Here is a 22,456-nt window from a genome sequence, read left to right on the forward strand (position 1 = left end):
TGGCACGCATGAACGAGCAGGAAAACCAGCACGTGCCGGAAGATGTCCAGGAGTTCGCGGGCAAGCTCTTCGAGTTGGCGCGCACGGGGGACGTGGTGCTGCTCGACTACGTCGATAACGGCGTCGACGTCAACCTTGCCAACCAGGATGGCAACACGTTTCTCATGCTCGCGACGTATGCGGGGCATCTCGAGCTCGCGCGGGGCTTGGTTGAGCGTGGGGCGAACGTCGATAAGCTCAATGCCCGCGGTCAATCGCCGCTGGCCGGCGTCATTTTCAAGAAGGAAGACGATATCGTCGAGCTGCTTCTCCATGCCGGCGCCGACCCGCGGGCGGGTCACCCCGACGCGATCGCGACCGCACGGATGTTCGGGCGCGAGGACCTCGCCGACAAGATGCAATAAGCGACGGCATTGTTAGCGTGAAAACAATTCTCGCGAAACCTATTATGAAAACCTAATCACTGTTATGCTTTCGCTAGCCGAGCATCTGCGGCAACGTGTCACACGCCCCTAGTTACCCATGTAGTTGACAATTTTCGTGCCGAGTGAACTCCTGGAGACCGATGAAAATCCTCGCTATAAATGCGGGTTCCGCAGTGTCGGGAGCCGAAAAGGTCCTTCTTCAGTTAATTGACCACGCACTGTCCGAGGGCGACACTGTCACCCTCGCGTCTCCGGCTGGCGCGATCACGGAGGGGCTCGACCCGCGGATCGACCACATCGCCATCGAGCACCAGGTGCCCAACGCAAACCCTGGAAGCACCCGTGCCCGCAAGCCCGGGTCCAACGCAGCAGTACCGCTAACGTGGCTGCGCACCGCGCGCGTTCTCGCGCCCGCGATGCGCGCCGCGGACGTGGTTTTGCTCAACTCCACATTCGGGCTCCCCGCGGTCGCACTGGCGAAGCAGCGCGCCAAGGTGCCGGTCGTGTGGCTGGTTCACGACACCATCGCCAAGCGCAAGCAAGAGATCGCCGCGTGCCTCGGGGCCCGCGCCGTCGACGTCGCTATCGCGGTGTCCGAGCCGACCGCCGAGCGGATCCGGCCTTACTACCGCAACGTGGTGGTTCGGCCCAACGGTGTCGTCCTCCCCGATGCGGAGTTTTTCGCGCGCCGCGGAGCCGCGCAGGGCCATGACCAGGGCCGCCCCGTGGTGGGCATGCTCGCCGCCATCACGGATTGGAAGGCCCAGGACGTGCTCATCGATGCCGTCAGCCTCATCGATCCGGCGGTGCTCGACATCGAGGTCGAGCTCGCGGGCGCCGTCTTCCCCGGCTCGCAGGTCTACGCCGACTCGCTGCACGACCGTGTCGACGCCCGCGGGGTTGCCAACCGGGTGCGGTTCCTCGGGCACGTCAATCCGGACGATGTGTTCGCCCGCTGGGACCTGCTCGTCTCGCCGTCTCGGCTGCCAGAAGCGGGCCCGCTCGGGGTCTTGGAGGCGATGGCTCACAAAGTACCCGTGATCGCGACCAACCTCGGAGGCAGCGCGGATTACCTGCGCGACGGGCGCGGGCTTCTCATCCCGCCGGATGACGCCGAGGCTCTTGCCCAGGCGCTGCAGCAGTTCTTCGCGGACCCGTCGACGGCTCAACGGATGAGCGAGACCGGGTACGAGGCCGTCATGCGCGAGCACGATCTCTCCCGCACGATTCCGAACATGCTGGAGGTGCTCCGTGGCGCCGCGCGCTGAGGGGCGCGCTGCGTCATGGTGGGTCACCGCCGTTTTCGCTGTGGCAGGTGTCGCCGCCACGGTTGCGATCACGGCGGGGCTTACGCCTCGAATCGCCACTAGCGCCGCGCACGCGGCGGACGTGCCGTGCGGGGACTACGGGGTCGCCGTTTCCGCGGATTGGGGGTGGAAGAGCCCCGAGGAGCTCCAGGCATCCTACGCTATGGCGCGCAACGTCGGCGCGTGCCAGATCCGGATCAGCGTGCCCTGGGGTGACGTGGAAACGGCCCCGGGCTACTACGACTGGTCCGAGCTGGACATGATGGTCCACGGCGCGACGGCCGCGGGGATTGAACCGATGCTGGTCCTTTACGCAATTCCCGGTTGGGTGCAGGAGGCCGGGGTTCAGCAGGCGATAACCCAACAGGGCGCGTCGTCGCTGTCGTCCTCGGGCGCGGTGACGCTAGCGGCGTCGGAAAGCGACAGGCACGAGATTGGGCGGATGTACAGCGAGTTCGCTGCCGCGGTGGCCGCGCGCTACAAGGACTCCGTCTACGCGTACGAGGTGTGGAACGAGCCGAATATTTCCCGCTTCTGGACCAACCCCAGCGCCGCAGAGTACGCGGAGCTGCTGAAGCTGACGTACCCCCGGATCCATCAGGCTGACCCGAGCGCCGTGGTCATCAGCGCGGGCCTCGCCCCGGCGGCTGACACGGAGACGTCGATTTCCCCCACGACGTTCGTCAGCGAGATGTACAAGGCGGGTGCGAAGGATTCCTTCGACGCGCTGGGCGTGCACCCCTACACCTGGAACGACCCGCCGGAGGAGAGGATGAAGTTCCTCGACATCGACGAGCTACAACGCATCATGGATGGCAACGGTGACGCGGGCAAGCAGATGTGGGTGACCGAGTACGGCGCGCCCACCGGGGGCCTGTCCGGGCTGACCCAATCCGAGCAGGCCGCGATGCTGATGTTCGGCATCGAGGAGGCGCGCCGCAACCCACGGATCGAGCGCTTCTACTTCTACACGCTCCAGGACTACCCCTTGGGAGTGACCGATCCTGAGAGCTACTTCGGCATCTACACCAGCGACGGCGGCGCGAAGGTCGGCGCCAACGAGCTCCGCAGCGCGCTCTAGCTGGGGCTGGCGGTGGCGAAGCGGATCCGCGCCGGGGTGTAGCGCCCCACAAGCTCACGCAGTTGCCGCGTGTCCTGCGCCGTCAGCTCCCAGGGCACGGTAGCGGTCACCGCATGCTTACCGACGCCCACCTCAACGTCGTCGTACCCAACACGCTCGCCTGGGTAGCGCGACTGGGCGAATTCACGTACTGCCTGGACCACCGCGCCTTTTTTCAACGTCGCACTCCCTGGCGCGGACGACGTCCGTCGCGCGACCGTGGTAGCGCAGCGCGGGCGGGTGGGCATCGACAAGCTCGAGCGAGGCTCGCAGCCCGGTGTCGCGCTCGCCCTGGTCGGTTAAAGCGATGACGCGGCCGACGCGGCCGGCTGGAACGGCAAACCCCGCGGGGCCGACGAGTTTCAGGCCGGAAACGTCGGCGTTGACCGTGTGCTGGGCAAACCCCGCCAGCTCATGGGGCGTGAGCACGGCACCCCATTCGCTCGAGTCTTTCTCCGCGTCGGCGCGCGCCCGTGACAGCAGCTCGTGCGCGGCAGCCTCGTCGGCGGTCAGAGCCACAAGCGAGTCGAGCGGGGCAGTCGGGTCCGCGATGATTGCTCCGCACCAGTCCATAAACCGTCGGGCGTGGGCGGCGCACTCGTCCGCGGTGTAGACCCTGGGGTTGGCGAGCATCTCGATCTCAAGGTGCAGCGAGTCGGTTGGCTGAATCGTCAGCGAGAAGTCATCGATCGGCCCGTAGCTCCACACCTCGTACTGGGGGTCCAGCGTGCCGTACTCAATCGCGTCGTGGAAGGGGATGATGTTGACCAGCGGGCCGAAGAGACGCGGCGCGAGAAACAGCGAGGGGTCCGTGTTGGTGAGGTCGCTGAGCAGCACGTCCTGGTGCTGGTAGCTGGCCTTGAGCGTGGCGCGAAAGCGGCGGGAGATGTCGAAGATAGTGTCCCCGGGCTCGAACGCGACGCGCAGGGGCAGCGTGGTGTTGGATGTCGCGTGGTTCGCCTTCGCAAGCGGGGTGTGCCGCCCGGACACCGGGAACCCCGCGATCACAGCGTTCTCCTGTGTCATTGCGCGGATGTAGGACAGCACGAGCGCGGCGATGATGTCGCGCCACGACGCGCCCGACTCCGCGCCAAGGTTGTCGAGGGTCGCAATCGGTAGCCTTTCGACGCGCCTGATGGGCAGGTCGGCGGGCGGGGCGGTGCGGTCGGAAAACGACAGGGTGCGTGGCATGTTTTCTAGCTGCGCGAGCCAAAAGTGCACGGATCCCGGGTCAGTTGTGCTGCGCGAGGTTTCCGCGGCGAAGTGCTCGAAGGTGCCGGTGCGCCGCGGGGGCGCGTCGAGACCCGCGACGGCGGCGGCGATGAGTTCGCTCGCGCGGCGGCGAAGCAGCATGCCTCCCCACCCGTCAATCGCGGCGTGGTGGCAGCCGCCGAACCATGCGTAGCGCCCCTCGCCGAGCTTGGCGACGACACTGCGGTGCGAAACCCCCGGACCCAGGATGGGGATCGGGGTCTGCCACTGCGCGTCGACAAGCTCGCGCATCGCGGCTGCGGGGTCATCGCTGTCGCTGAGGTCAACAAACTGGTGACTTTCCGCGCTAGATGTGCCCAGCACGTTCCATCAGCTCCCGTCGTCGTCGCGGGTGAGGTAGTAGTGGATTGACGTGGCCTCGTCGATGGCCTGGGTAATGCAGTCCCACACCATGTCGGAGGTCAATCCCTCCGCCTCGTAAAACATGAGGTTCGCGACGGCGTAGGCCAGGGAATCCGGGTGGGCGAGCTGGCCTCGGAGGTAGGGTTCCTGAGCGGGTCGTAAGGGAATGGGAGAACGCGACTTGTCCATATTTTTGTAGGCTCCGGTCATCGCAAATGTGAGGTGGAGAGAGGTTATATCGAGACTCTGCCGTACCGCATCCCAGGAAACGTGACGGCTGTTAAGATACACTATCTTCCGTCCCTCACATTCGCTCAGTTGCGTCTGGCGCTGGTCTGCGGGGAGGAAGAAGGAATTGCTATGCGGCATTCGCCAACACGTTCGAGAATGGAACTAGTCTCACCGAGCGGTGCGGGCGTTGAACTGGGGGCGGTGTTCCGCGCTCTGCAAGAGAGCATTGTTTACGGCCTGCTCGCGGCGATCATCGGTGCGCTCGCGTTCGTTGCGTACTTCAGCAGCCAGGACCCGCAGTTTCGGACGCAGACCTCCGTAATGGTGTCCTCGCCGTCGCGCAACGAGGCCACCGTGGAGCAGCTCGCGGTCCAGGCCCGCGCCTTCGGTGAAATCGTCAACGACGACGCCATTCAGAACAACATCGAGAGCGCGACGGGCATCCCGGTAAACCAGGTCGGGTCCCCGCCGAACGTGAAAGTAACGGCGCCGGAAGACATGCCGGGTGTGCTCAACATCTCCACCGAGGCTGATTCGCCGGAGGCGTCGAAGGCGTTGTCCGAGGCTGTCGTTGAGGAGATCCGGGGCCGCGCGCAGACGGTTAGGGATCAGGCGCTGGGCGATTTCGAGCAGGCCTACCAGGGCCTGATCGGCGACTTGGAGCAGAAGCGGCAGGCCGCGCTCTCACAGGATCCGCCAGCGGCCGACATCAGCCGCTACGACACCGCGCTCAACGAGCTGCGCGCCGCACAGCAGCAGCCCCGCCTGAACCACCTCACGGTTTCCCTCCTGTCGCAGGAGACCGATTCCCCCGACGCCGTGGAGAGCCGCCCGATGATGATGGGCATCGTCCTCGGATTGGTCGTGGGCCTCATCGTCTTTGCCGTGGTGGCGGCCGTTAAGTTCTTCTTCCCGCGCAGTATCAACCAAGTGTGGCTGCAAAAGATCGCCGCCCGCGACGGCGTGGCCGTGGAAACGGGTGCGACCGCGGACGGCATCGCCCCGCGCACGGCCGCGCTGATGTCGGCGCTGCGCAGGGAAGGCGAAAACGTCCTTCTCCTCGAACCAGGGGCGACCAGGCAGGATGCACCCGACCGGGACGTCGCGGTGTCGCCAGCTTTCGTACGCGACCTCAGGGGCGCGTGGTGGGATGACGTCGATACGCAGGAAATCTCGCTCGCGGTGCTGCGCGGAAAGCACGGCGGGAAGGAAACTCAGCTCGTCGAGCGCAACCTCGACGTGCTGGCGTCGCTAGGCATTCCGGCGCGGTTGTCTGTTGAAGATAAGCGCCAAGAGTAACGCAGTAACGAGGGAGAGTTTCACATGACTACACCGTCTCAATCGCAGCATCCCCGCGTGGGCATCGTTCACGAGCGCTTCACCGACATCGCCGGCAGTGAGCAGGTGGTGCAGCGGATAGCGGAGGTCTTCCCTAAAGGGCCGATCATCGTGCCTTTCCTGCGAGAATCGGGCGTGCCGGATGTTGAGCGCAAGCGGGTGGTCACCGGCTACCTGCAAAAGCCCTACGAGTCCGTGCAGAAACTTTCCTACGCCCCGCTGCTTCCCGCCGTGCCCAGGGCGCTGCGTTCGGCGGTGGCGCGGGAGCACCGCGACCGCCCGCTCGACGCGCTCGTGATCAGCCATCACGCTTTCGCGGTCGCAGCCGCGCGTGACGACGTCCCCACCCTCGCGTACGTGCACAGCCCCGCCCGCTGGGCGTGGGACCCGAACTTCCTCGCCGGTGAAACCAACTCCGTGCCAGGGCGGGCCGCGCTGACCACGCTCGGCCGGCTCGCGCGTTCCAACGAGAAGCGGCACGTGCCCCAGATTGACGCGATCGTGGGCAACTCAACCACGGTCCGCCAGCGCATCAACGACTGGTGGGGCCGCGAGGCCGAGGTGATCCACCCTCCAGTCAACGTCGACTACTTCGCCCCGGATGAAAATTCGCCGCAGCGGGGTGACTACTTCATCGCTGTGGGCCGCATGGTGCCGTACAAGCGCGTGGATATCGCGGTGCGCGCCGTGATCGAGGCGCAGGTCAAGCTCGTCGTCATCGGCGCCGGCCGCGATTTTGAACGGGTATCGGAGATCGCTGCAACGGCGCCAGACCTAATCGATCTGAAGGGGTTCCTGCCCACGCCCGAGGCGCGCGATCTGATTCAGGGTGCGCGAGCGCTGCTCATGCCGGGCGAGGAGGACTTCGGCATCGTCCCCGTCGAAGCCACCGCGGCCGGCACGCCGGTCGTTGCCCTGGGGAAGGGCGGGGCGCTCGACAGCGTCATCGACGGCGTGACGGGCATCCATGTCCCGCCGGGTGCCGACGACGCGGAAACAGTTGCCAACTTCGCGGACGCGTTGAGGAACTTCCCCGACTCCCGTTTCGAACGCGACCGGCTCATCGAGCACGCTGCGACGTTTTCTCCCGAGGCGTTTCAAGAGAAAATGGCGGCGGCCGTCAGCGCGCTGCTCTAAGAGGCGTCTGCCGCCTCCACTGGGACGCGCGTGTTAACGACGCGCTCCTGCGCCGGCTCGGACATGGTCCGCGCCGCGGTGGGGACGCAGCAGGCGATGGCGGGCAGGGTCCAGAACAGAATGTCCAACGGGAAGATCTCCAGGTAGGTGGCAAAGGCCGCGGAGACGCAGGCGGCGATCGTTGCCGCAAGCGAGATGCAGACGAACGAGAAGTCAATGCTGTGGGTAGGCAGACGGTGCAGCAATTGCTGCAGTGAGATCACGATGAAGACGACTACCGCGATGTAGAGAGCCATTCCGATCGGGCCCAGCTCGAGCGCAATCTTTAAGTACTGGCTGTCGGGTTGGTACGGGGGGTTCAGGACGTCGAGGCCGGGCCCGATGCGGTACGCGGAGGATCCCGTGCTGCCGAGACCGGTGCCAAGCGGATGCGTCAGCGCGATTCGAAGCGCGTCCGTCCAGTGGCCGAGGCGCTGCTGCAGGCTGGACGAAGAAAACAGTGCCTGGGCGGCCTGGCTGTTGCTCAAAGCGACACCCGCGACGACGATGACCCCGACCGCGGCGGCCGAAACCCCCAGCACGAGTTTGAGCACGCGGCGGTGCTGCGTCACGCCGAGCACGATGAGCCCCACGACGAGACCGATGTAGCTGGCGCGCACCACGGAGAGAATCAGGCCCACGACCATGATCACCGAAAGCGGCCAGAAGAGCCGCGAGCGCAGACGGTTGGGTTCGAGCAGCGACGCTGAGACCCCGGCGAGCAGGGCAATCATCAGGTAGAGCCCGAACGGGAACGGCTGGTTAAACGTGCCAAAGCTGCGAAGCAGAGGGCCGGTCGTGCGGACCTCTTTCGCCCACTCGTATCCCATCGCGACAAGGCGCTCGCCCTGCAGCACCTGCTGCAGGAGCCCATAGAGGGCGGCGATCGTGCCTGTGACAATGAGAATCGTGATCAGGCGGTCTTTGTCCTTCGCCGTAAACGGGTGGCGCCACACGATGAAGATCATCAGCAGGTAGAAAAACGCGATCTTGATCGGGAAGAAGCTGTCGCTGCCGTGCGCGATCAGCGCCGAGGCGATACCGAAGGGCACGAGGATGAACAGGGGTGCCGTCCACGACAGATGGGCGCGGTAGCCCGCGGCGCTCGGGGTATTGCGCGGCAGGAGAGACGCCGCGAGGATGGCAAGGATTGCCCCCTCTTTCCAAAAGGAGATCGTCACCGGGGCGATCTTCAAAAGGCCGTGGAACGGGACGAGACAGAGCAGGATAAGGGCGGCGTCTTGCGGGCGGCGCAGCGCCACCAGGAACAGCGCTCCGGCGAGCGCGACTGCAGTGAGAAGCTGGATCACGGCGTGTTCTCCTTAGGTTGCGGTGCGATGAACAGCGACCGAGGTCTCCTTAATCACCCGTTGTTGTCAACGTAGCGCACCTTGTCGTCCCCGGCAGCGCGTGCGCCGCCGCGGGAGTCAAACGGCCAGCTCTTTGACAACCACAGAAAGAGACTCAAGAGGGCGACCGCGATGAATCCGGCGATGATCCAGTTGAGGTGGTTTCCGAACGTCAGCAGCAGAAGCGGGTAGGAGATCGAGGCGACGACGATGGTGAGCTGGGCCAGCGCGGAACCGGGAATAAGCCGGGGGACTTTGACTTGCGTGACGACGAGACCGAGGGTTGCCAGCATCAGGGCTCCCTCAGTGATCACGGTGGCAACGGCCGCGCCGTTCATCCCCCAGCGGGGGATGAAGTCGAGGTTGAGCGCGATCTTTACTCCCAGTGCGATGAGCGCTGCGACGGAGAAACCCCGCAACTTTTTCGCGGCGAGCAGGACCGCGAGCGCCACCGTCGATACGCCGCTGAAGCCCGCGGCGACGATGAGGAGGCGAGATGGCAGCCCGGCGGAGGCGAAGTCGGTGCCGTAGAGAAGGGAGATCAGGCCGTCGGCGGTGGGGAGGAACCCCACGACAGCGAGCGCGCTCAGCGTCGCGGCGGCGACGAATGCGCGCCGCGTGTGGGAGGTATAGGTAGCGTGGTCGCGGACGTAAGACGTGACCAGCACCGTGGTAAACGGCAGGGCCAAGGCCGTAATCGTCATTCCGAGGAGGTCGGAGAACTTGTACGCGATCGCGTAGATGCCCACGGGTTCGTAGCCGATCATCCTCTCCAACATCAACTGGTCGACCTTGGTCAGCAGAAGGAAAAGCGCGTAGCCGATAGAGATCGGGATCGATTCTTTGAGCGTCTCCGCCCAGCCAAAGGTCGGCTGCGAGAACAGGGGCGCGAGCTCCGGTAGTTTGCCGGCCTTGATACCCCACCATCTCGCGACTAAGACGATGACCTCGCGAATGATCGGCGCGACGATGAACGCCGCGACCGACGGGGCCGTTGCCGCGATCAGCAGGATGAGCGCGAGCTGCACAACCTGAGCGATAATGTCCCACTTGGCCACAAAGGCGAGGTGGAGGCGGCTCTGGTACAGGACAAGCAGTGCGTTCGCCGGGGTCGACAAGATGATGACGGTTCCCGCGAACAGCACCAGGCCCGACACCGCCAGGGGCTGGCCGATGATCGCTGAATAGCCAAACGCGATTGCGTAGCCGATCAGCCCCATGATGATTCTGAGCACGATAAACGAGCCCGCCGCGAGCTGGTTGTCGCGGCTATTGTCCGTGGTGATGCGCCCCAACACGGCGCGGCCAACGCCGAGGTCCGTGACCACGGCCATGAGACCGAGCAGCGCGAAGATGAAGGAGTAGACGCCCCAGTCCGTGGGGGAAAGGGTGCGCGCCATGGTCACGCTCCCGAGCCACCCGATGACGGCGGAGATGGCCCGCGAGGCGATCATTGCACTGCCGCTCGCGAATACAGCGCGTTCATCGTTTGAGTGTGAGAGCGATTGATCGGTGGTCATGCGCCGGCTTCCGTTGTTCAATAAGATTCCCGTATCTTAGCAAGCGTCGAGTCGAGGACTTCGGCGGTCTCCCTGCGGGAATCAGCTCGGTGCAGGCTGTGGTCACCGAATGGTACCTCTAACCTCCTGAGATGTGTGCGGCGAGCCACCGAGCGCTTCGCCCGTAAAAGCTCAGGGCCGCGGTGCCGGTTGAAGTGTTCGAAATCGACCGGCGAGAACAACACCTTGACGTCAACGCCGCGCCGGGTCAGGTCCCGCAGCATCGGGCCGCTGAATCGAATCAGCCCCAGGGTCGCCCCGAGCGACCAGATAAACAGAGGCAGGCGCCGCCCAACCCCACCGAGGTGACGTTTCCACTGATCTCGCCGCAGCGAGCGCAGCGCCCGCTGATCCTGGGCGATGAGTTTTCCGGTCCGCGGATCGAGGCCGTGCGCGCGCACGAGCAGCTTATCAACGGGGCGTTGCCGACGCGACCACTGCGTGAGGTTGATCAGCACCACGGAGCGAGCCTGCAGCTCGATGGCCGCTTCCGCTGCCTTCCACGCGCCCGAGCACATTCCGACGAGGGTGACGTCTCGCTCTCCGGGCGCGTCCGTTTGCGGGCGGTCGGGAAGCGCGTGCGCGACCTCCTCGGCCACCGCGATGGCGTCGGCGCGGGACTGGGAGGAGTAGAGGATCGCGATGTCGTCGGGCTCAACCTCCCCGGATTCGCCGCAGTTATCGGTGTCGTGGCGCACGAATGAAATCCCGTCCCCCGCGTTGTGGCGCGCGTACGCCACCCATAGGTAGGCGGGCCCCCAGCTCGGTTCGAGGGCAGTCGACTCAAAGATGACGAGCGCCTCGGACGCGCGCTCTGCGCTACGCGTCGTAAAGGTGAGCAGATTCCGTGGCGTGGTCAGGCTGATTGTCTCAACGATCCTCTCGCCGCCCAGCTCGAAGTGGGCTGCGGTGCGCAAGTCCGCGAGGGCTTCCGGGGCAATGCCCGACCCGCTGCGTGAATCGGCCGGGGAGCGAAGCGCGCGGATTGTCGCTACCAGCGCGTCAACATCGCTGGCGGGAACGTGATGGATCAAAGACGGCGGCGAGAAGAAAGGGGAGGACTCGGTGAGCGGGAGCCGCGTCGATGCCGCGAGCAATGGCGACTGAGCTGAGTGGTTGCTGCGCGCCTGCAGCGCGACCTGGCGCTGCGCCCCTGGTTTCAGCGGGGCGGATTTCCACTCCAGGCCCTGCAGGGTGGGCACCATCTCTTCCAACAGTCGGAAGTCCAGGGCTGAGGTGGTCATGTCCTCATCGATGGGGCCCGCGGTGATCGCGAACTTCACCTGCTGCTCGCGCAGCCAGCGCTTGCCAGAGAGTGGGGGTTCCCAATGAACGATCCCCGTGACGGCCTGCGCCAGATCCGCATCGACGCTCGCGTACCACGACTCGATGAGGAAACTGGTCATCTTGACGCCCACTACGATCAGCTCGTCGGCGCCCAGCTCGAGCAGGTGGCGTGAGGCGACCGTCAAGGAGTGCTCCCACTGGGGCCACGTGGGCATTTCGCGGGAGGGGCCGAACGAATTGCCTGTCCCGGGCAGGTCGAGCCGCAGTACGGCGCAGCTGTCGCGGGCTAGTTCGGCGCCGAAGTAACGCAGCCCCCGGTGGGTGGTCAGCTTTTCCTCGCCGAGGGGCGCGACGACGATCACGGCCGTAGTTGCGGGGCGCTCGGGAACATCCAGGCACGCGAACAGGGGTGCGTTCTCGGGGCCAAACCAATGTGGGAACGTCGTGTACCCGCGGTGGTTGATGCGCACCTGGCTGTGGCGTGGAGACATGGTTACAGGGCCAGCGCCTTTTGTACCGGCAGCGGCCATTCGTCGGGGTACATCCCGAAGGTGCGGAACAGGGCTAGGGTGATGCGGTCCAAGCCGAACGCGGTGCACGCCGTGTGCGCGGTGTTGCCCTGCGCATCGTGCAGCGCGAAACGCGTTCCAAAGTGATCCTGCGCGTCGTTGCACGACGCGATAGCCACGGGCTCAAATCCATCGCCGTAGATGTCTACGACGAACTCGGTCTTGAGGTCGTGCTCGAGCTGGCCTTCGACGAGCATTTTGCCGAAACGCCCGAAGAAGGGGTCGTTGGCCGACACCTGAGCGCTGGATAACCCGATCGAGGAGAGCATGCGGGTGACGTGGGGGATCCAAGTCGCGCGAAAGACGGTCGCCGCAGACGCATCGCCGGCGAAGACGAGTTCGCGCATGCGAAATGCCTGCTGGCGCATGGGGTCATGCGACGGTTCGTTTCTAAAACACCATCCCTCCACGTCGGAGAAGACCCCTGCGGCGGGAAGCGTCTGCGGAAGGCGCGCGTAAAGCGGGTGGCAGGCAGCCGAGACCATGCGTACTTCGCTGGTGGACATGAGGTGGTTGAGCGTCGATCCGTCCGCGTAGGCGCGCAGCAGCTGTTTGTGCTCGCGGTCGCCGCCCTCAAAGGTCGAGATTATTCCGGTCAACTGCGGAAAAGATGCGATGTAGTCGGTCTTGTCGTACACAGCAGCAGGGAAAATTGGGCCGAAGCGGTGCACGGTGTAAGCACTGTCGTTGAATAAAAAGCGCGTTTCTTCCCGAGTGCGAGTGATGAGCTGGTTGACCTTCTCAATCACCCTCTCGTACTGCTCGTGGCGATCATAAAGCCCAGGGGCGCCCGCAGGGCTGAGAACACCAGCTCGTTGCAGGTCGTGTCGGAACCCCTCGTGAGCTTGAGAGATGTCTTTTTCCGTCATGGCGCCGCCGATATCGTTGAACGTCTCACCCAGCCCGTTCGGAGCTGCGTTGCGGTGGGATGTGAGGATTGTCCTAAGAACTACAAGTGTATCATAATGGAAAGTTCAGATGGGCACAGAGTGAGTCGTTGGCTTCACGCAGGGAGGGGGTGGCGGTATGTTTTCTCCGCCGAGTGGACATCACGGCGCGCAGCCTGGGGTGTTAGTCGGATGTGATGTGGTATTCGTTCCTGAGGTTGCGCGAGCGCACGCTCGGTTCGGTAGTAACTACCTGCGGCGCGTACTCCACATGGACGGCGCCGCCGACGAGGCGGCCGTGACACCGGAGTCACTCGCGGGGCGGTTCGCCGCGATCGAGGCAGTGAACAAGCTTCTCGACGCCCGTTCGTACGACCTCTCTTTCCGAGACATCGTTGTTCGCCCCTCCGCCACGGGCCGGCCCGAAGTGCACCTCTCGGCAGGAGCTGAGGAGCGCTTCCGCAGCCTAGGGGCCCAATCTCTAGACGTGTCCATTAGTCACGACGGGCATTTCGCTTTCGCGGTTGCGGTGGCAGCCGTGAGGTGGGATCAATCTTCCTCCGCTGGCGCGGTTCAGGGTGGTGGTGTTTAGATGTCTTCTGTGAGCAACATTGATGACGTGATCGCTACTGCGCTCGAGGAAGCAACCGAGGGCTATCTCTCGTCTGCGTCGGTGTCCGAGACGGACAACCTGCTCGAGCGCGGTCTGACGTCTCATCAGATCGTGCAATGGATGCTTGCCATTGAAAAAGCGCTTGATATCGAATCCACAGATTCGCAGCTCAATAGGGAAACTTTCCGTTCGATGGAGTCGGTCCGACAAGCGATCCAATCGTTATCGGACTAACGTTCAGGTTTGGTGGAAAACTAAAAAACGCCGTCGTAGGGGCGGACGAGGAAGTGACGGCTCTCTGGTGAAAACATTCTATCAACAGAAAGATATTCGCTGGGTGCGCACGGCGTTCGAAGCGGACCCGGTGCACCGAATCGTCGACGCCCTGATGTTATTGCTCTCGGCACTGCTCTTCCCGCTTGACGACGAGCTGCAGATCGGGCTTTTCATGGCGCTGGGTATTCAGCTGTGGAAGCCGATCTACCGCAACCGGATTGTCGTCTCCACGCTTGACGACGTGCCCAAGCTCATCGTGGCTGTGGGAACGGTCTCATTTCTCGGTCTTGTTGTTTTTGAACAGGGGTGGGACGCGACCCGCATCCTGGGTTTTTGCTTCTTTGTCCCCGCGATGGTCATCCTTGGCAGGGCGATCACGAACGTGTTCATTCGCCGTTGGCGAATCCGCAATTGGTGGGCGCGTAAGCGCACGGTCATCCTCGGCAGCGGGGAAACCGGGTGGGACCTCGTGCGCATTGCGGATGCGTATCCCGAGCTGGGCCTAGAGACCGTAGCCGTGGCCGACAAAAGGCGCAGAGACAATGGTGACAACCCCTACGGTGTCGACGTCGAGGTGCTTGAGAAGGGCGGATTGAAATCGCTGCTCACGCGCGCCCGTGCCCAAACGCTGATCGTGGCAGACAGCGTGTACAGCAGGGAAGAGTTGCTCAACATGCTGCGCGACTGCGCCCGCCTTGACACTGAGGTGCTCATCGTCCCGATCTTGACCGAGTACGTCAGCATGGGCGGCAGAATGGACAGGATTTACTCCTACCCGGTTCTGCGTGTCCGCCGCGCCGCGTACCGCTCGTTTGAGTGGAAGCTGAAGCGGCCGATCGGTTTGATCCTCAGCGGGTTGGCGCAGTCCTCGCCGAGCAACATGACGACTGGATCCAGCAGAAGCGCTACATGTCGCTGACGGCCCTGGACCAGACGAAGACCATGATGAACGCCAACGTCATCGACGCCGGCGAAGCCACTCAGGAGGTCGCATGAGCCAGTCGCAACACCGGGCTCGTGCCGGTCCCTGAGATCGTCATGCTGCCTGTTTTATCGAAAGGGCAGATACACCACTCGCGTGGACTTGACCAGGATCACGCGGCTCGGGGCGTTCATGCGCAAGTATTCGCTCGACGAGCTGCCGCAGATTGTCAACGTGTTCAAGGGCGATATGGCGCTGGTGGGGCCTCGACCTGAGCGCCCCGCCTTCGTGGAGCGTTTCAAGGGAGAGCACGTTGGCTACCGCTCGCGCCACCGCGTGCCCGTTGGTCTGACGGGCTGGGCTGCGGCGAACGGGCTGCGTGGCGACACGAGCATCCGCGAGCGCGTCCAATTCGACAATTTTTACATCGAGAACTGGTCACTGTGGCTGGATTTCAAGATCATGCTGCTTACCGTCAGCGCGGTCTTCAAAGGGAGTGGAACTTAAAGTGGGAAACCAAAATCATATCGTTTACGGGGCACTTGCCCTTCGTCCCGGCGGCAGCGGAGTCCAGACCTACCAGCGCGAACTGCTCCGCGGGATTGCGCGGCTGGCCGACGAGACGTACACGCTTTCCGCCACCGTGCAAAAGGACAGCGTCGGGGAGTTGCCGGAGCGGATTGCCCCGATCGCCATGCCGGTGTCGGGTGGGATGCGGCGGGCGCTGCTGGGTTTGCGCCCCGTTAAAGAGGCGTCGATTTTCCATTCGCTCGACGTGGATCTGCCCTTCGCGCAGCGCGGGGTGCTCGTCTCGACGGTCCACGACATGTCCGTCTTTGATACGCCGTGGGCGATGAGCGCGGTGCGCGCACGCGGAGAGCAAGCGCTTCTGCGCCGGAGCCTGAAAACAGCCGACGAGCTCATTGCAGTCTCTGAGTTCACCGCGGAGCGCATTCACGCGCTCACGGGTCGCTCCGCGCACGTGGTGCCCCTAGCGCCGGCGTCGTGGGCTCGGGTTCCGAGCGACGACGAGGTGGAGAAGGTGCGCAGCAAGTACGGCCTGCCCGATCGCTTCGCGTTCCAGCTTGGCACGGTCGAGCCGCGCAAGCGCCCGGACATCGCGGCGAACGCCGCTGAGCTCATCGGAATTCCGATGGTCCTCGCGGGCGCCGGCTCGGACAACCCGGATCTCGGTTTTCCGGCATTGGGGCTCGGCTACGTGGACCGGGAGGACATTCCCGCCCTGTACCGGGCGGCGTCCGTCGTGTGCTACGCGTCAGTGTACGAGGGTTTCGGTCTGCCCCCGGTCGAGGCCATGGCCTGCGGCGCCGTCGTCGTCGCCAGCGATGTCGGCGGCATCCGCGCGGCGGTGGGCGAGGGCGCGCTGCTCGTCGGCGCTCTCGACGTCAACGAGTGGGCGGACGCGATGCGCGGTGTCGTGTTCGATGAGGGCGCGCAAAAACAACTGCGCGCGGCGGCACGAGACCGCTGCGCGCAGCTGGGGTGGGAAAACGTCGCCCGATCGACCTTAGGGGTCTACCAAAGCGTGCTCTAGCTGAGCTTTCGCTCTACGCCATCTTGTTCAGGGCACGTGCCATATTGGACTTCTTGTTCGCCGCGGCGTTGCGGTGGAACACGCCCTTGGTCACGGCCTTGTCCAGCTTGCGGGACGCGACACGCAGCTGCTCCTCGGCGGCAGCCTTGTCGCCGGACTCGACAGCCTCGCGGAACTTACGCATCTCCGTGCGGGTGGCGGAGCGGATGGACTTGTTGCGCATGCGGCGCTTCTCGTTGGTGAGGACGCGCTTCTTCTGCTGCTTGATGTTTGCCATGTGTGTACACCTCTTCTGATCGGTTGAGCGCGGAAAGCATCCACACTGCTCCCCACCCGGGAAAGCGGAAACGTTCTCTGACACCCCGCCCAAGGTGTTGCGGGATGCGGTTTGCGCTGCGGTGAAGAACCTTTGAACAGTAACACTTCCCCGCGCGGGGTCCAAGTCGCCTGCAGCGGGGAGGCGAGGAACGGGCGAGGAGACGGGCCGATGAGAAAATTCTGCCTGTTAAGTCATCATTTCTCAGCCTCGCTCAGCTAGTGTCATAGGGCGGTGGTGGAGGGTGTCCGATTGTTTGTGTGCGGGGGCTTGGTTTACAAGTAGTCCGCGAATCGGTCGGGGTATGCCACGGCTAGTTGGTTGATGGCTTGTTTCCACCCGGTGGCTTTCGCTCCTTCAATATAGCCGCTGCATTCGATGGCGCGCTTCGCTTTCTTCGCTCGCTGGGCAGCGCGCTTGTCCTCGATGTTGCAGATCATCAGCCACAGCGTTTTCAGCGCCGCGGTATCGTTCGGGAACTGGCCGCGGTTGCGGGTGGCTTTCCGCAGTTCAGCATTCAGCGATTCGATCGAATTCGTGGTGTAGAGCACCCTGCGGGCCGCCGGCGGGAACTGCAGAAACGGCACAAACCGGTCCCAGGCGTCGCGCCAGACTTTGACCGATTGCGGATACTTCCGTCCCAGCTCGGACGCCTCGAAAGCGTCCAGGGCGGCGCGGGCGGTGTCCTCGTTCGGTGCGGTGTAGACCTCCCGCAACGCGCTGGATACGGGTTTGCGGTCTTGGTAGGACACCCACCTGTTCGCCGCCCGGATCAGGTGCACGATACAGGTTTGCACCATGGAATTCGGCCAGGTTGCCTCCACGGCGTCCGGCAGGCCTTTGAGCCCGTCGCAGCAGACGATGAACACGTCTTGGACCCCACGGTTGGCAAGGTCAGCGCACACGGATGCCCAAAAACTGGCGCCTTCATTGTCTGCGATCCACAATCCCAGGATGTGCTTGATGCCGTCCATGTCGACGCCTACCGCCATGTAGCAAGACTTGTTGACCACGCGGTGGCCATCGCGGATTTTTACGCGTAGCGCGTCGAGGAAGATCACCGGGTAGAACTCGTCCAACTGGCGGTTCTGCCACAGCATCACCTCATCAAGCACCGCGTCAGTAATCGTGCTGATGGTATCCGGGCTCATGTCCACCCCGAGGGTGGTGGCGAGGTGGTGCTGAATATCGCGCACGGTCATCCCACCGGCGTACAGCGAGATGATCATGTCGTCGAGCTCGGTCAAACGGCGCGACCCCTTCGGCACCATCTGCGGGGTGAACGTGCCGGCACGATCCCTGGGCATGGTGACCTCTAGTCGGCCGTAGCCGGAATCGACGGTCTTGGTGTACGACCCGTTGCGGTGATTGCTCTCCTGTGCGGTTTCCAACCGGGCTTTCGCCTTACGGTCGGCATGGCCGTAGCCCAAATGTGCATCCATCTCCGCCTGCAGACCGGCGTTGATCGATGCCTGCAACAGGCCTTTGACCAGATCGCTTGCATCATCTGCAGAGGTCGACAGTTCGCTGATCAAGCTGGCGAGCTCAGGATTTTCCATCAGCTTCTCGCTGATCTCATTGACCCTTGCCGGGTCGTGGCCTTTCTTCGGTGACACCTTAGTCATTATCGGTGAAACTCCTTCTAGATCAGAGCCTCACACACAAACTTCCTGACACCCTCCGGTGGTGCCCTCGGCGCTGGCACCTGACTGTGGCGGCTGCCCACGGGGGCCAGCCGCGCGGCCGAAATTTGGCCCACATGCGACGTCATCAACGTTGTCAACATGGATCGGAAAGACGTGAAGCTACTATCAATAAATGCAGGGTCAGCGGTATCGGGTGCCGAGAAAGTCCTCCGTGATCTCCTCGCGTACGCCTTGGCGGAGGGTGAGGAAGTCGTCCTCGCGTCTCCGGGCGGTCCTGTCACCACCGCGACGCCGTCGGGGATCCGGCATCTCGAGATTCCTCACCAGATTCCCAACGCCAACCCCGCCTCGGGCTCGTTCCGCAAGAAGGCCCTGACCCTCGCCCTTCCTCTCCTATGGTTGCGGACCGCCGCAGCGCTGGCCCCGGAGATGAGGCGGGCTGACACCGTCCTGGTGAATTCGACCTTTGCCCTGCCGGCGGTGGCGCTCGCCTCCGCATTTTCCCGGACCCGGGTGGTCTGGCTCGTCCACGACACCCTCACCGCCGGGAAGCAGAAGGTGGCAGCACGGATGGGAGCGGTTGCCGTCGACACCGCGGTCGCCGTCTCCGAGACGACGGCAGCGGTGATCCGCCCCTTTTTCCGGGAGGTGGTGGTCCGCCCAAACGGGGTGGAGATCCCGGCCGACGAGTTCTTCACACAGCAGCGCCGACGGAACAACGAGGGTCGCGTTGTCGGGATGCTGGCGGCGATCAAGCACTGGAAGGCTCAGGACGTGCTCATCAGGGCACTGGGGATTCTCCGGGGGCGGGAGGGCATCGACGTGGACGTGGAGATTGCCGGGGGCGTCTTCCCCGGCTCCGAGACCTACGCCGCCGAGCTGAGCGCGCTAGTGAGCGAGCTCGGTCTCGACGGCCATGTGCGTTTTCTCGGACACGTGCCCAAGGAGTCCGCCTTCGCGCGCTGGGACGCCCTGATTTCCGCTTCACGACGCCCGGAGGCCGGCCCCCTCGGAGTCCTCGAAGCGATGGCACACCGTGTCCCCGTCATTGCGACCAACCACGGCGGCAGCGCCGACTACCTCCGGGGCGGCCGGGGCGTCCTCGTGCCGCCAGAGCATCCAGAAGCCCTTGCCCTGGCGGTGAGGCAGCTGCTGGCGGACCCGTCGTGGGCCGTGGCGCTCGAGGAGGAGGCTTTCGCGGCGGTTGTGGAGGAACACGATCTGTCGCGGACGATCCCGCAGATGTGGGAGGCGGTTCGTAGTTAGGAGGGCAGGTCAGTTCCGCTCGTGGAGTGTGGCGGGGGCCTATGCGGTGATTGCGGCTGCGGCCTCCGTGATGATGTCCGCGACGTTCCAGCCGCGCATCTCCTACGGGGAGCCCGCCGGGGGAGATACCGCGTGCGGGGGATACGGCATCGCCGCCTCCGCGGCGTGGTGGGAGAAGTCCGGGGACGAGCTGCGCGAGAGCTACGCGCTTGCCCGGGCCACGGGGGCCTGCGCGGTGCGCCTGGGCGTGATCTGGAGCAATATCGAAAAGTCGCCGGGGGTCTACGACTGGAGCACCCTCGACCAGCAGGTGAGCCTGGCGCAGGAGGCCGGAGTCGCCCCCATGCTCATGCTGTACTCCGTCCCCGACTGGATCCTCGAATCCGCGGCGGGCTTCGAGGGCCGGGCCGCTGCGTTCGGCGATTTCGCCGCGGAGGTGGCGCGCCGCTACGGCTCCGGCGTGGAGGCATACGAGATCTGGAACGAACCGAACGTCGAGAGGTTCTGGGAAAACCCGGACGTCGACGAGTACGTGGCCCTCCTCCGCGCGGCCTACCCGAAAATTCACGCCGCCGACGAGTCTTCCACCGTTATCACGGGCGGCCTGGCCCCCGCCCCGGACCGAGCGGGCTCCATCGCCCCGGTGACGTTCATCCGGGCCATGTACGAGCGCGGCGGGCAGGAATGGTTCGACGCTCTCGGGATGCACCCGTACACCTGGCGGGAGGCCCCCAGTTCCCGGCTGCAGTTCCGTGACCTCGTGGAGGTCGAGGCCATCATGGCTGAGTTCGGCGACGGGGACTCCGCGGTGTGGATGACGGAGTACGGGGCGCCGACCGGCGGGCTCGGGGGGATCACCCAGTCGGAGCAGGCGGAGATGATCCAGTGGGGGATCAACGAGGCCGAGGCCAACACCCGGATCGGCGGGATCTTCCTCTACGACCTGCACGATTACCCCCTCGGCCTGTTCAACCCCGAGAGCTACTTCGGCCTCTACACCAGCAGCGGTCAGCCGAAGTTGATCGCTTCGATCCTGCGGGAGGAGGGGCGCGGGCCGAAGCGCTGACTCAGGCGAACCTGACCCGCGCCGGGGTGTACGCGCGGGTTAGCTCACGCAGCCGCCTCTTCTCCGTGGGGGAGAGGTCCTCCCACGGGCCGCGCGCGGTGACGGAGCCGCCCGCCACCTCCAGCTCGACCTGTTCGCTGGAATCGAACCGGCGGGTGCCCTGATCTTCTGCGAAGTCCTCCATCGCGCGCAGGATCATGCCTTTCTCCACGCCATATTCGCCGACCTCAAATCGCTCCTCAGCCGGTCCGCGGAACACTATCCGTTCCGGAGACACCTCGGCGAGAAGCCCGGTGTTCACCTCTCCTCGCTCGGTGACCGCCACAAGTGCGCCGACCTCTCCACTGACGGTGGGCCTGCTCTGCGTGCCCAAGACCCACACCCCGGTCACGGGCGTGCCGATCGCGGAGCTCGCTGCCTCGGCCAGCTGAGATGCCGTGAGGGTGTCTCCCCACGCCGGCGCGGTGGGGGTTGGCCGGTTGCTGGACGGCGTATTACGCAGCAGTGCCACAGCGTCCTCTTCCCGAGGCGCGAGCGCCCGGGCCTGAGACAGCGGGGCCGTTGGATCCCCGAGCAGCTGCTCGACCCAGGATTGGAAGCGCTCTGCGATGAGCTCGCACTCGCTTTCCGGGTAGAGGTTGGGGTTGGCAAACAGCTCGATCTGGAGCGTGTCGTCCACCATCGGTCCGAGAAGGAACCAGTAGTCGTCGACGGGACCGAAGCTCGGGATCTCGTACCAGGTGTGGAGGGGACCGACGGTCGTAGGGTCGTGGAACGGGATGATGTTGATCAGCGGGCCGAAGATGCGGGACTTCTTGAAGAGGTGCGGGCTCGACTGGCGCAGGTTGCTCAGCAGCACCGCCTGGTGCCCGTAGCTGGCCCGGAGATTAGCGCGGAAGCGCGCCGCGACGTCGAGCAGCGAGTCTCCGGAGTCGATGTCGAGCCGGAACGGGAGGGTGCCCATCGCCGTCATATGGGAGGTCTTCTCCTCGCTGCTCCGGCGGCGGGAGACGGGGAAGCCGACGACGGCGGACTCCTCCTGGGTGACGGCCGCGAGGTAGCTGAACGCCAGGCCGGCCATGACGTCGTGCCACTTCAGGCCCGCTTCCTGTGCGAGCGCGCGCACCCGGGCGCCGTCGAGAGAGAAGCGGGTCGTGTGGGGCAGATCCGCGGGCGGGGCCACGCGTTCGGAGAAGCTGAGGCGCCGCGGTGCATCCTCGAGCTGGTGGAGCCAGAACTGAGCTGCGGCCGCAGTCTCCTCGGGGTCGTCCGCCGGGAGTTGCGTGAACGGCACCGTGGTCGCGTCCGGGGCGGGTTCCCCCGTCAGCGCGGCGACGATGAGCTCGCCCGCCCGCCGGCGCAGGAGGGTTCCACCCCACCCGTCGGTCGACGCGTGGTGGACAGCCATGTACCACGCGAACCGCTGGGGGCCCACCTGGACCACGGAACTGCGATAGGGAGCCCCGGGGCCGAAGATGGGTGCGCCCCCGGCGAAGTCCGCGAGGAAGTACTCGCGGAAAGCCGCGTCGGGGTCAGGGGATTCGCTGAGGTCCATCACACGAAACAGGCTGTCCTCGTCCTCCGAGACCGGCACGTTCCACCAGTTGCCCGCCTCGTCGCGGGCAATGTAATAGTGCAGCGACGACGCCTCCGCGACGGTCTGCTTCACCGCGTCGAGGACGATCCGGGACGTCAGGCCCTCCGCCTCGTACCAGACCACCTGGATCTGAGTCTGGGCGGCGGAGGAGAGGTCGTTGAGCTGCCCGAGGACGAACGGCTCCTGCGCCCGGGCAATCGGCCGAGCGGAAGGTAGGTCTCCGTCATGGAGAGTTTCGGGGCCTCGGTGCACGCCTTAGGTTCCTTTGCCAATCCGCAACCTCAGTAGAGGTGAAAATTACCTGTGTTTTCCCTTATGAAGATGAGTGTAACATGAG

At 64.7% G+C, this 22,456-nt stretch carries 21 protein-coding genes and 2 pseudogenes; 13 read left to right on the top strand and 10 right to left on the bottom strand.

From position 1 onward, the window contains the following. Window positions 1-8: 8 nt before the first annotated feature. From E3227_RS06655 to E3227_RS06665, 3 genes are all read left to right on the top strand, one after another. The gene (locus E3227_RS06655) at window positions 9-404 is read left to right on the top strand and encodes an ankyrin repeat domain-containing protein (protein WP_144317965.1); all 396 of its coding nucleotides are present in this window, start codon (window positions 9-11) and stop codon (window positions 402-404) included. 194 nt (window positions 405-598) lie between these two features. Further along, on the top strand, window positions 599-1,693 hold the full coding sequence (locus E3227_RS06660; protein ID WP_170228642.1) for a glycosyltransferase family 4 protein: 1,095 nt from the start codon (window positions 599-601) through the stop codon (window positions 1,691-1,693). Then, window positions 1,677-2,813, top strand: coding sequence for a cellulase family glycosylhydrolase (locus E3227_RS06665; protein ID WP_170228643.1), 1,137 nt, complete (start codon window positions 1,677-1,679; stop codon window positions 2,811-2,813). Before E3227_RS06660 ends, E3227_RS06665 begins: the two co-directional genes overlap by 17 nt. On the opposite strand, the gene E3227_RS06670 is transcribed toward E3227_RS06665, so the two are convergent. Genes E3227_RS06670 through E3227_RS06680 form a run of 3 tightly spaced genes read right to left on the bottom strand, consistent with a single transcriptional unit; the run spans window position 2,810 to window position 4,676 of the window. Further along, window positions 2,810-3,016 (bottom strand): hypothetical protein, encoded by a 207-nt coding sequence (locus tag E3227_RS06670; protein ID WP_144317968.1) that lies wholly within the window; start codon window positions 3,014-3,016, stop codon window positions 2,810-2,812. The genes E3227_RS06665 and E3227_RS06670 overlap by 4 nt on opposite strands. Further along, window positions 2,997-4,427 (bottom strand): condensation domain-containing protein, encoded by a 1,431-nt coding sequence (locus tag E3227_RS06675; protein WP_144317969.1) that lies wholly within the window; start codon window positions 4,425-4,427, stop codon window positions 2,997-2,999. Before E3227_RS06675 ends, E3227_RS06670 begins: the two co-directional genes overlap by 20 nt. Before the next feature lie 6 nt (window positions 4,428-4,433). Next, window positions 4,434-4,676 carry a hypothetical protein gene (locus tag E3227_RS06680; protein WP_144317970.1) on the bottom strand — a complete coding sequence of 81 codons (243 nt, stop codon included), beginning with the start codon at window positions 4,674-4,676 and terminating at the stop codon, window positions 4,434-4,436. 177 nt (window positions 4,677-4,853) lie between these two features. On the opposite strand from E3227_RS06680, the gene E3227_RS06685 reads away from it, so the two are divergent. Then, the gene (locus E3227_RS06685; protein WP_144317971.1) at window positions 4,854-5,996 is read left to right on the top strand and encodes a YveK family protein; all 1,143 of its coding nucleotides are present in this window, start codon (window positions 4,854-4,856) and stop codon (window positions 5,994-5,996) included. A gap of 24 nt (window positions 5,997-6,020) precedes the next feature. Further along, window positions 6,021-7,172: a glycosyltransferase gene (locus E3227_RS06690; RefSeq protein WP_144317972.1), complete on the top strand. Its 1,152-nt coding sequence runs from the start codon at window positions 6,021-6,023 to the stop codon at window positions 7,170-7,172. On the opposite strand, the gene E3227_RS06695 is transcribed toward E3227_RS06690, so the two are convergent. The 4 genes from E3227_RS06695 to E3227_RS06710 all read right to left on the bottom strand — a co-directional run bounded on the left by E3227_RS06695 (window position 7,169) and on the right by E3227_RS06710 (window position 12,844). Continuing rightward, the gene (locus E3227_RS06695; protein WP_144317973.1) at window positions 7,169-8,521 is read right to left on the bottom strand and encodes an O-antigen ligase family protein; all 1,353 of its coding nucleotides are present in this window, start codon (window positions 8,519-8,521) and stop codon (window positions 7,169-7,171) included. The genes E3227_RS06690 and E3227_RS06695 overlap by 4 nt on opposite strands. 53 nt (window positions 8,522-8,574) lie before the next feature. Continuing rightward, window positions 8,575-10,014, bottom strand: coding sequence for an oligosaccharide flippase family protein (locus E3227_RS06700; protein WP_170228644.1), 1,440 nt, complete (start codon window positions 10,012-10,014; stop codon window positions 8,575-8,577). Between the two features lie 83 nt (window positions 10,015-10,097). Next, complete coding sequence (locus tag E3227_RS06705; protein ID WP_144317975.1) at window positions 10,098-11,897, bottom strand: alpha/beta hydrolase family protein; 1,800 nt, start codon at window positions 11,895-11,897, stop codon at window positions 10,098-10,100. 2 nt (window positions 11,898-11,899) lie between these two features. Further along, entirely contained in the window at window positions 11,900-12,844 is a 945-nt protein-coding gene (locus E3227_RS06710) for a class-II aminoacyl-tRNA synthetase family protein (protein ID WP_144317976.1), read from the bottom strand. A 217-nt stretch (window positions 12,845-13,061) separates the two neighbouring features. On the opposite strand from E3227_RS06710, the gene E3227_RS06715 reads away from it, so the two are divergent. From E3227_RS06715 to E3227_RS06740, 6 genes and pseudogenes are all read left to right on the top strand, one after another. Then, window positions 13,062-13,454, top strand: a complete 393-nt coding sequence (locus E3227_RS06715; protein WP_170228645.1) for a holo-ACP synthase — start codon at window positions 13,062-13,064, stop codon at window positions 13,452-13,454. Next, entirely contained in the window at window positions 13,455-13,709 is a 255-nt protein-coding gene (locus tag E3227_RS06720; RefSeq protein ID WP_144317978.1) for an acyl carrier protein, read from the top strand. Window positions 13,710-13,923: 214 nt separating this feature from the next. Continuing rightward, window positions 13,924-14,670, top strand: coding sequence for a nucleoside-diphosphate sugar epimerase/dehydratase (locus tag E3227_RS06725; protein WP_375545405.1), 747 nt, complete (start codon window positions 13,924-13,926; stop codon window positions 14,668-14,670). Then, window positions 14,607-14,747 (top strand): annotated as a pseudogene (locus E3227_RS06730) (IS256 family transposase); the annotation flags it as partial. The gene E3227_RS06725 and the pseudogene E3227_RS06730, both read left to right, overlap by 64 nt. A 94-nt stretch (window positions 14,748-14,841) precedes the next feature. After that, a pseudogene (locus E3227_RS06735) lies at window positions 14,842-15,180 on the top strand (sugar transferase); the annotation flags it as partial. A 1-nt stretch (window position 15,181) separates the two neighbouring features. Continuing rightward, a complete protein-coding gene (locus tag E3227_RS06740) occupies window positions 15,182-16,228 on the top strand; it encodes a glycosyltransferase family 4 protein (protein WP_246062637.1) in 1,047 nt (348 codons plus the stop codon). Window positions 16,229-16,241: 13 nt separating this feature from the next. Here E3227_RS06740 and rpsT read toward each other — a convergent pair whose 3' ends face one another. After that, window positions 16,242-16,505 (bottom strand): 30S ribosomal protein S20, encoded by a 264-nt coding sequence (rpsT, locus tag E3227_RS06745; protein WP_144317980.1) that lies wholly within the window; start codon window positions 16,503-16,505, stop codon window positions 16,242-16,244. A gap of 314 nt (window positions 16,506-16,819) precedes the next feature. Further along, the gene (locus E3227_RS06750) at window positions 16,820-18,169 is read right to left on the bottom strand and encodes an IS256 family transposase (RefSeq protein WP_144317273.1); all 1,350 of its coding nucleotides are present in this window, start codon (window positions 18,167-18,169) and stop codon (window positions 16,820-16,822) included. Between the two features lie 159 nt (window positions 18,170-18,328). Here E3227_RS06750 and E3227_RS06755 point away from each other — a divergent pair, with 159 nt between their 5' ends. Both E3227_RS06755 and E3227_RS06760 read left to right on the top strand, forming a co-directional pair. After that, the gene (locus E3227_RS06755; protein WP_144317981.1) at window positions 18,329-19,456 is read left to right on the top strand and encodes a glycosyltransferase family 4 protein; all 1,128 of its coding nucleotides are present in this window, start codon (window positions 18,329-18,331) and stop codon (window positions 19,454-19,456) included. Window positions 19,457-19,484: 28 nt separating this feature from the next. Beyond that, window positions 19,485-20,522: a cellulase family glycosylhydrolase gene (locus E3227_RS06760; protein ID WP_144317982.1), complete on the top strand. Its 1,038-nt coding sequence runs from the start codon at window positions 19,485-19,487 to the stop codon at window positions 20,520-20,522. Window position 20,523: 1 nt separating this feature from the next. Here E3227_RS06760 and E3227_RS06765 read toward each other — a convergent pair whose 3' ends face one another. Then, complete coding sequence (locus tag E3227_RS06765) at window positions 20,524-22,371, bottom strand: condensation domain-containing protein (RefSeq protein ID WP_144317983.1); 1,848 nt, start codon at window positions 22,369-22,371, stop codon at window positions 20,524-20,526. Between the last annotated feature and the right edge of the window lie 85 nt (window positions 22,372-22,456).

The organism is Corynebacterium sanguinis (genome assembly GCF_007641235.1).
GTDB lineage: Bacteria > Actinomycetota > Actinomycetes > Mycobacteriales > Mycobacteriaceae > Corynebacterium > Corynebacterium sanguinis.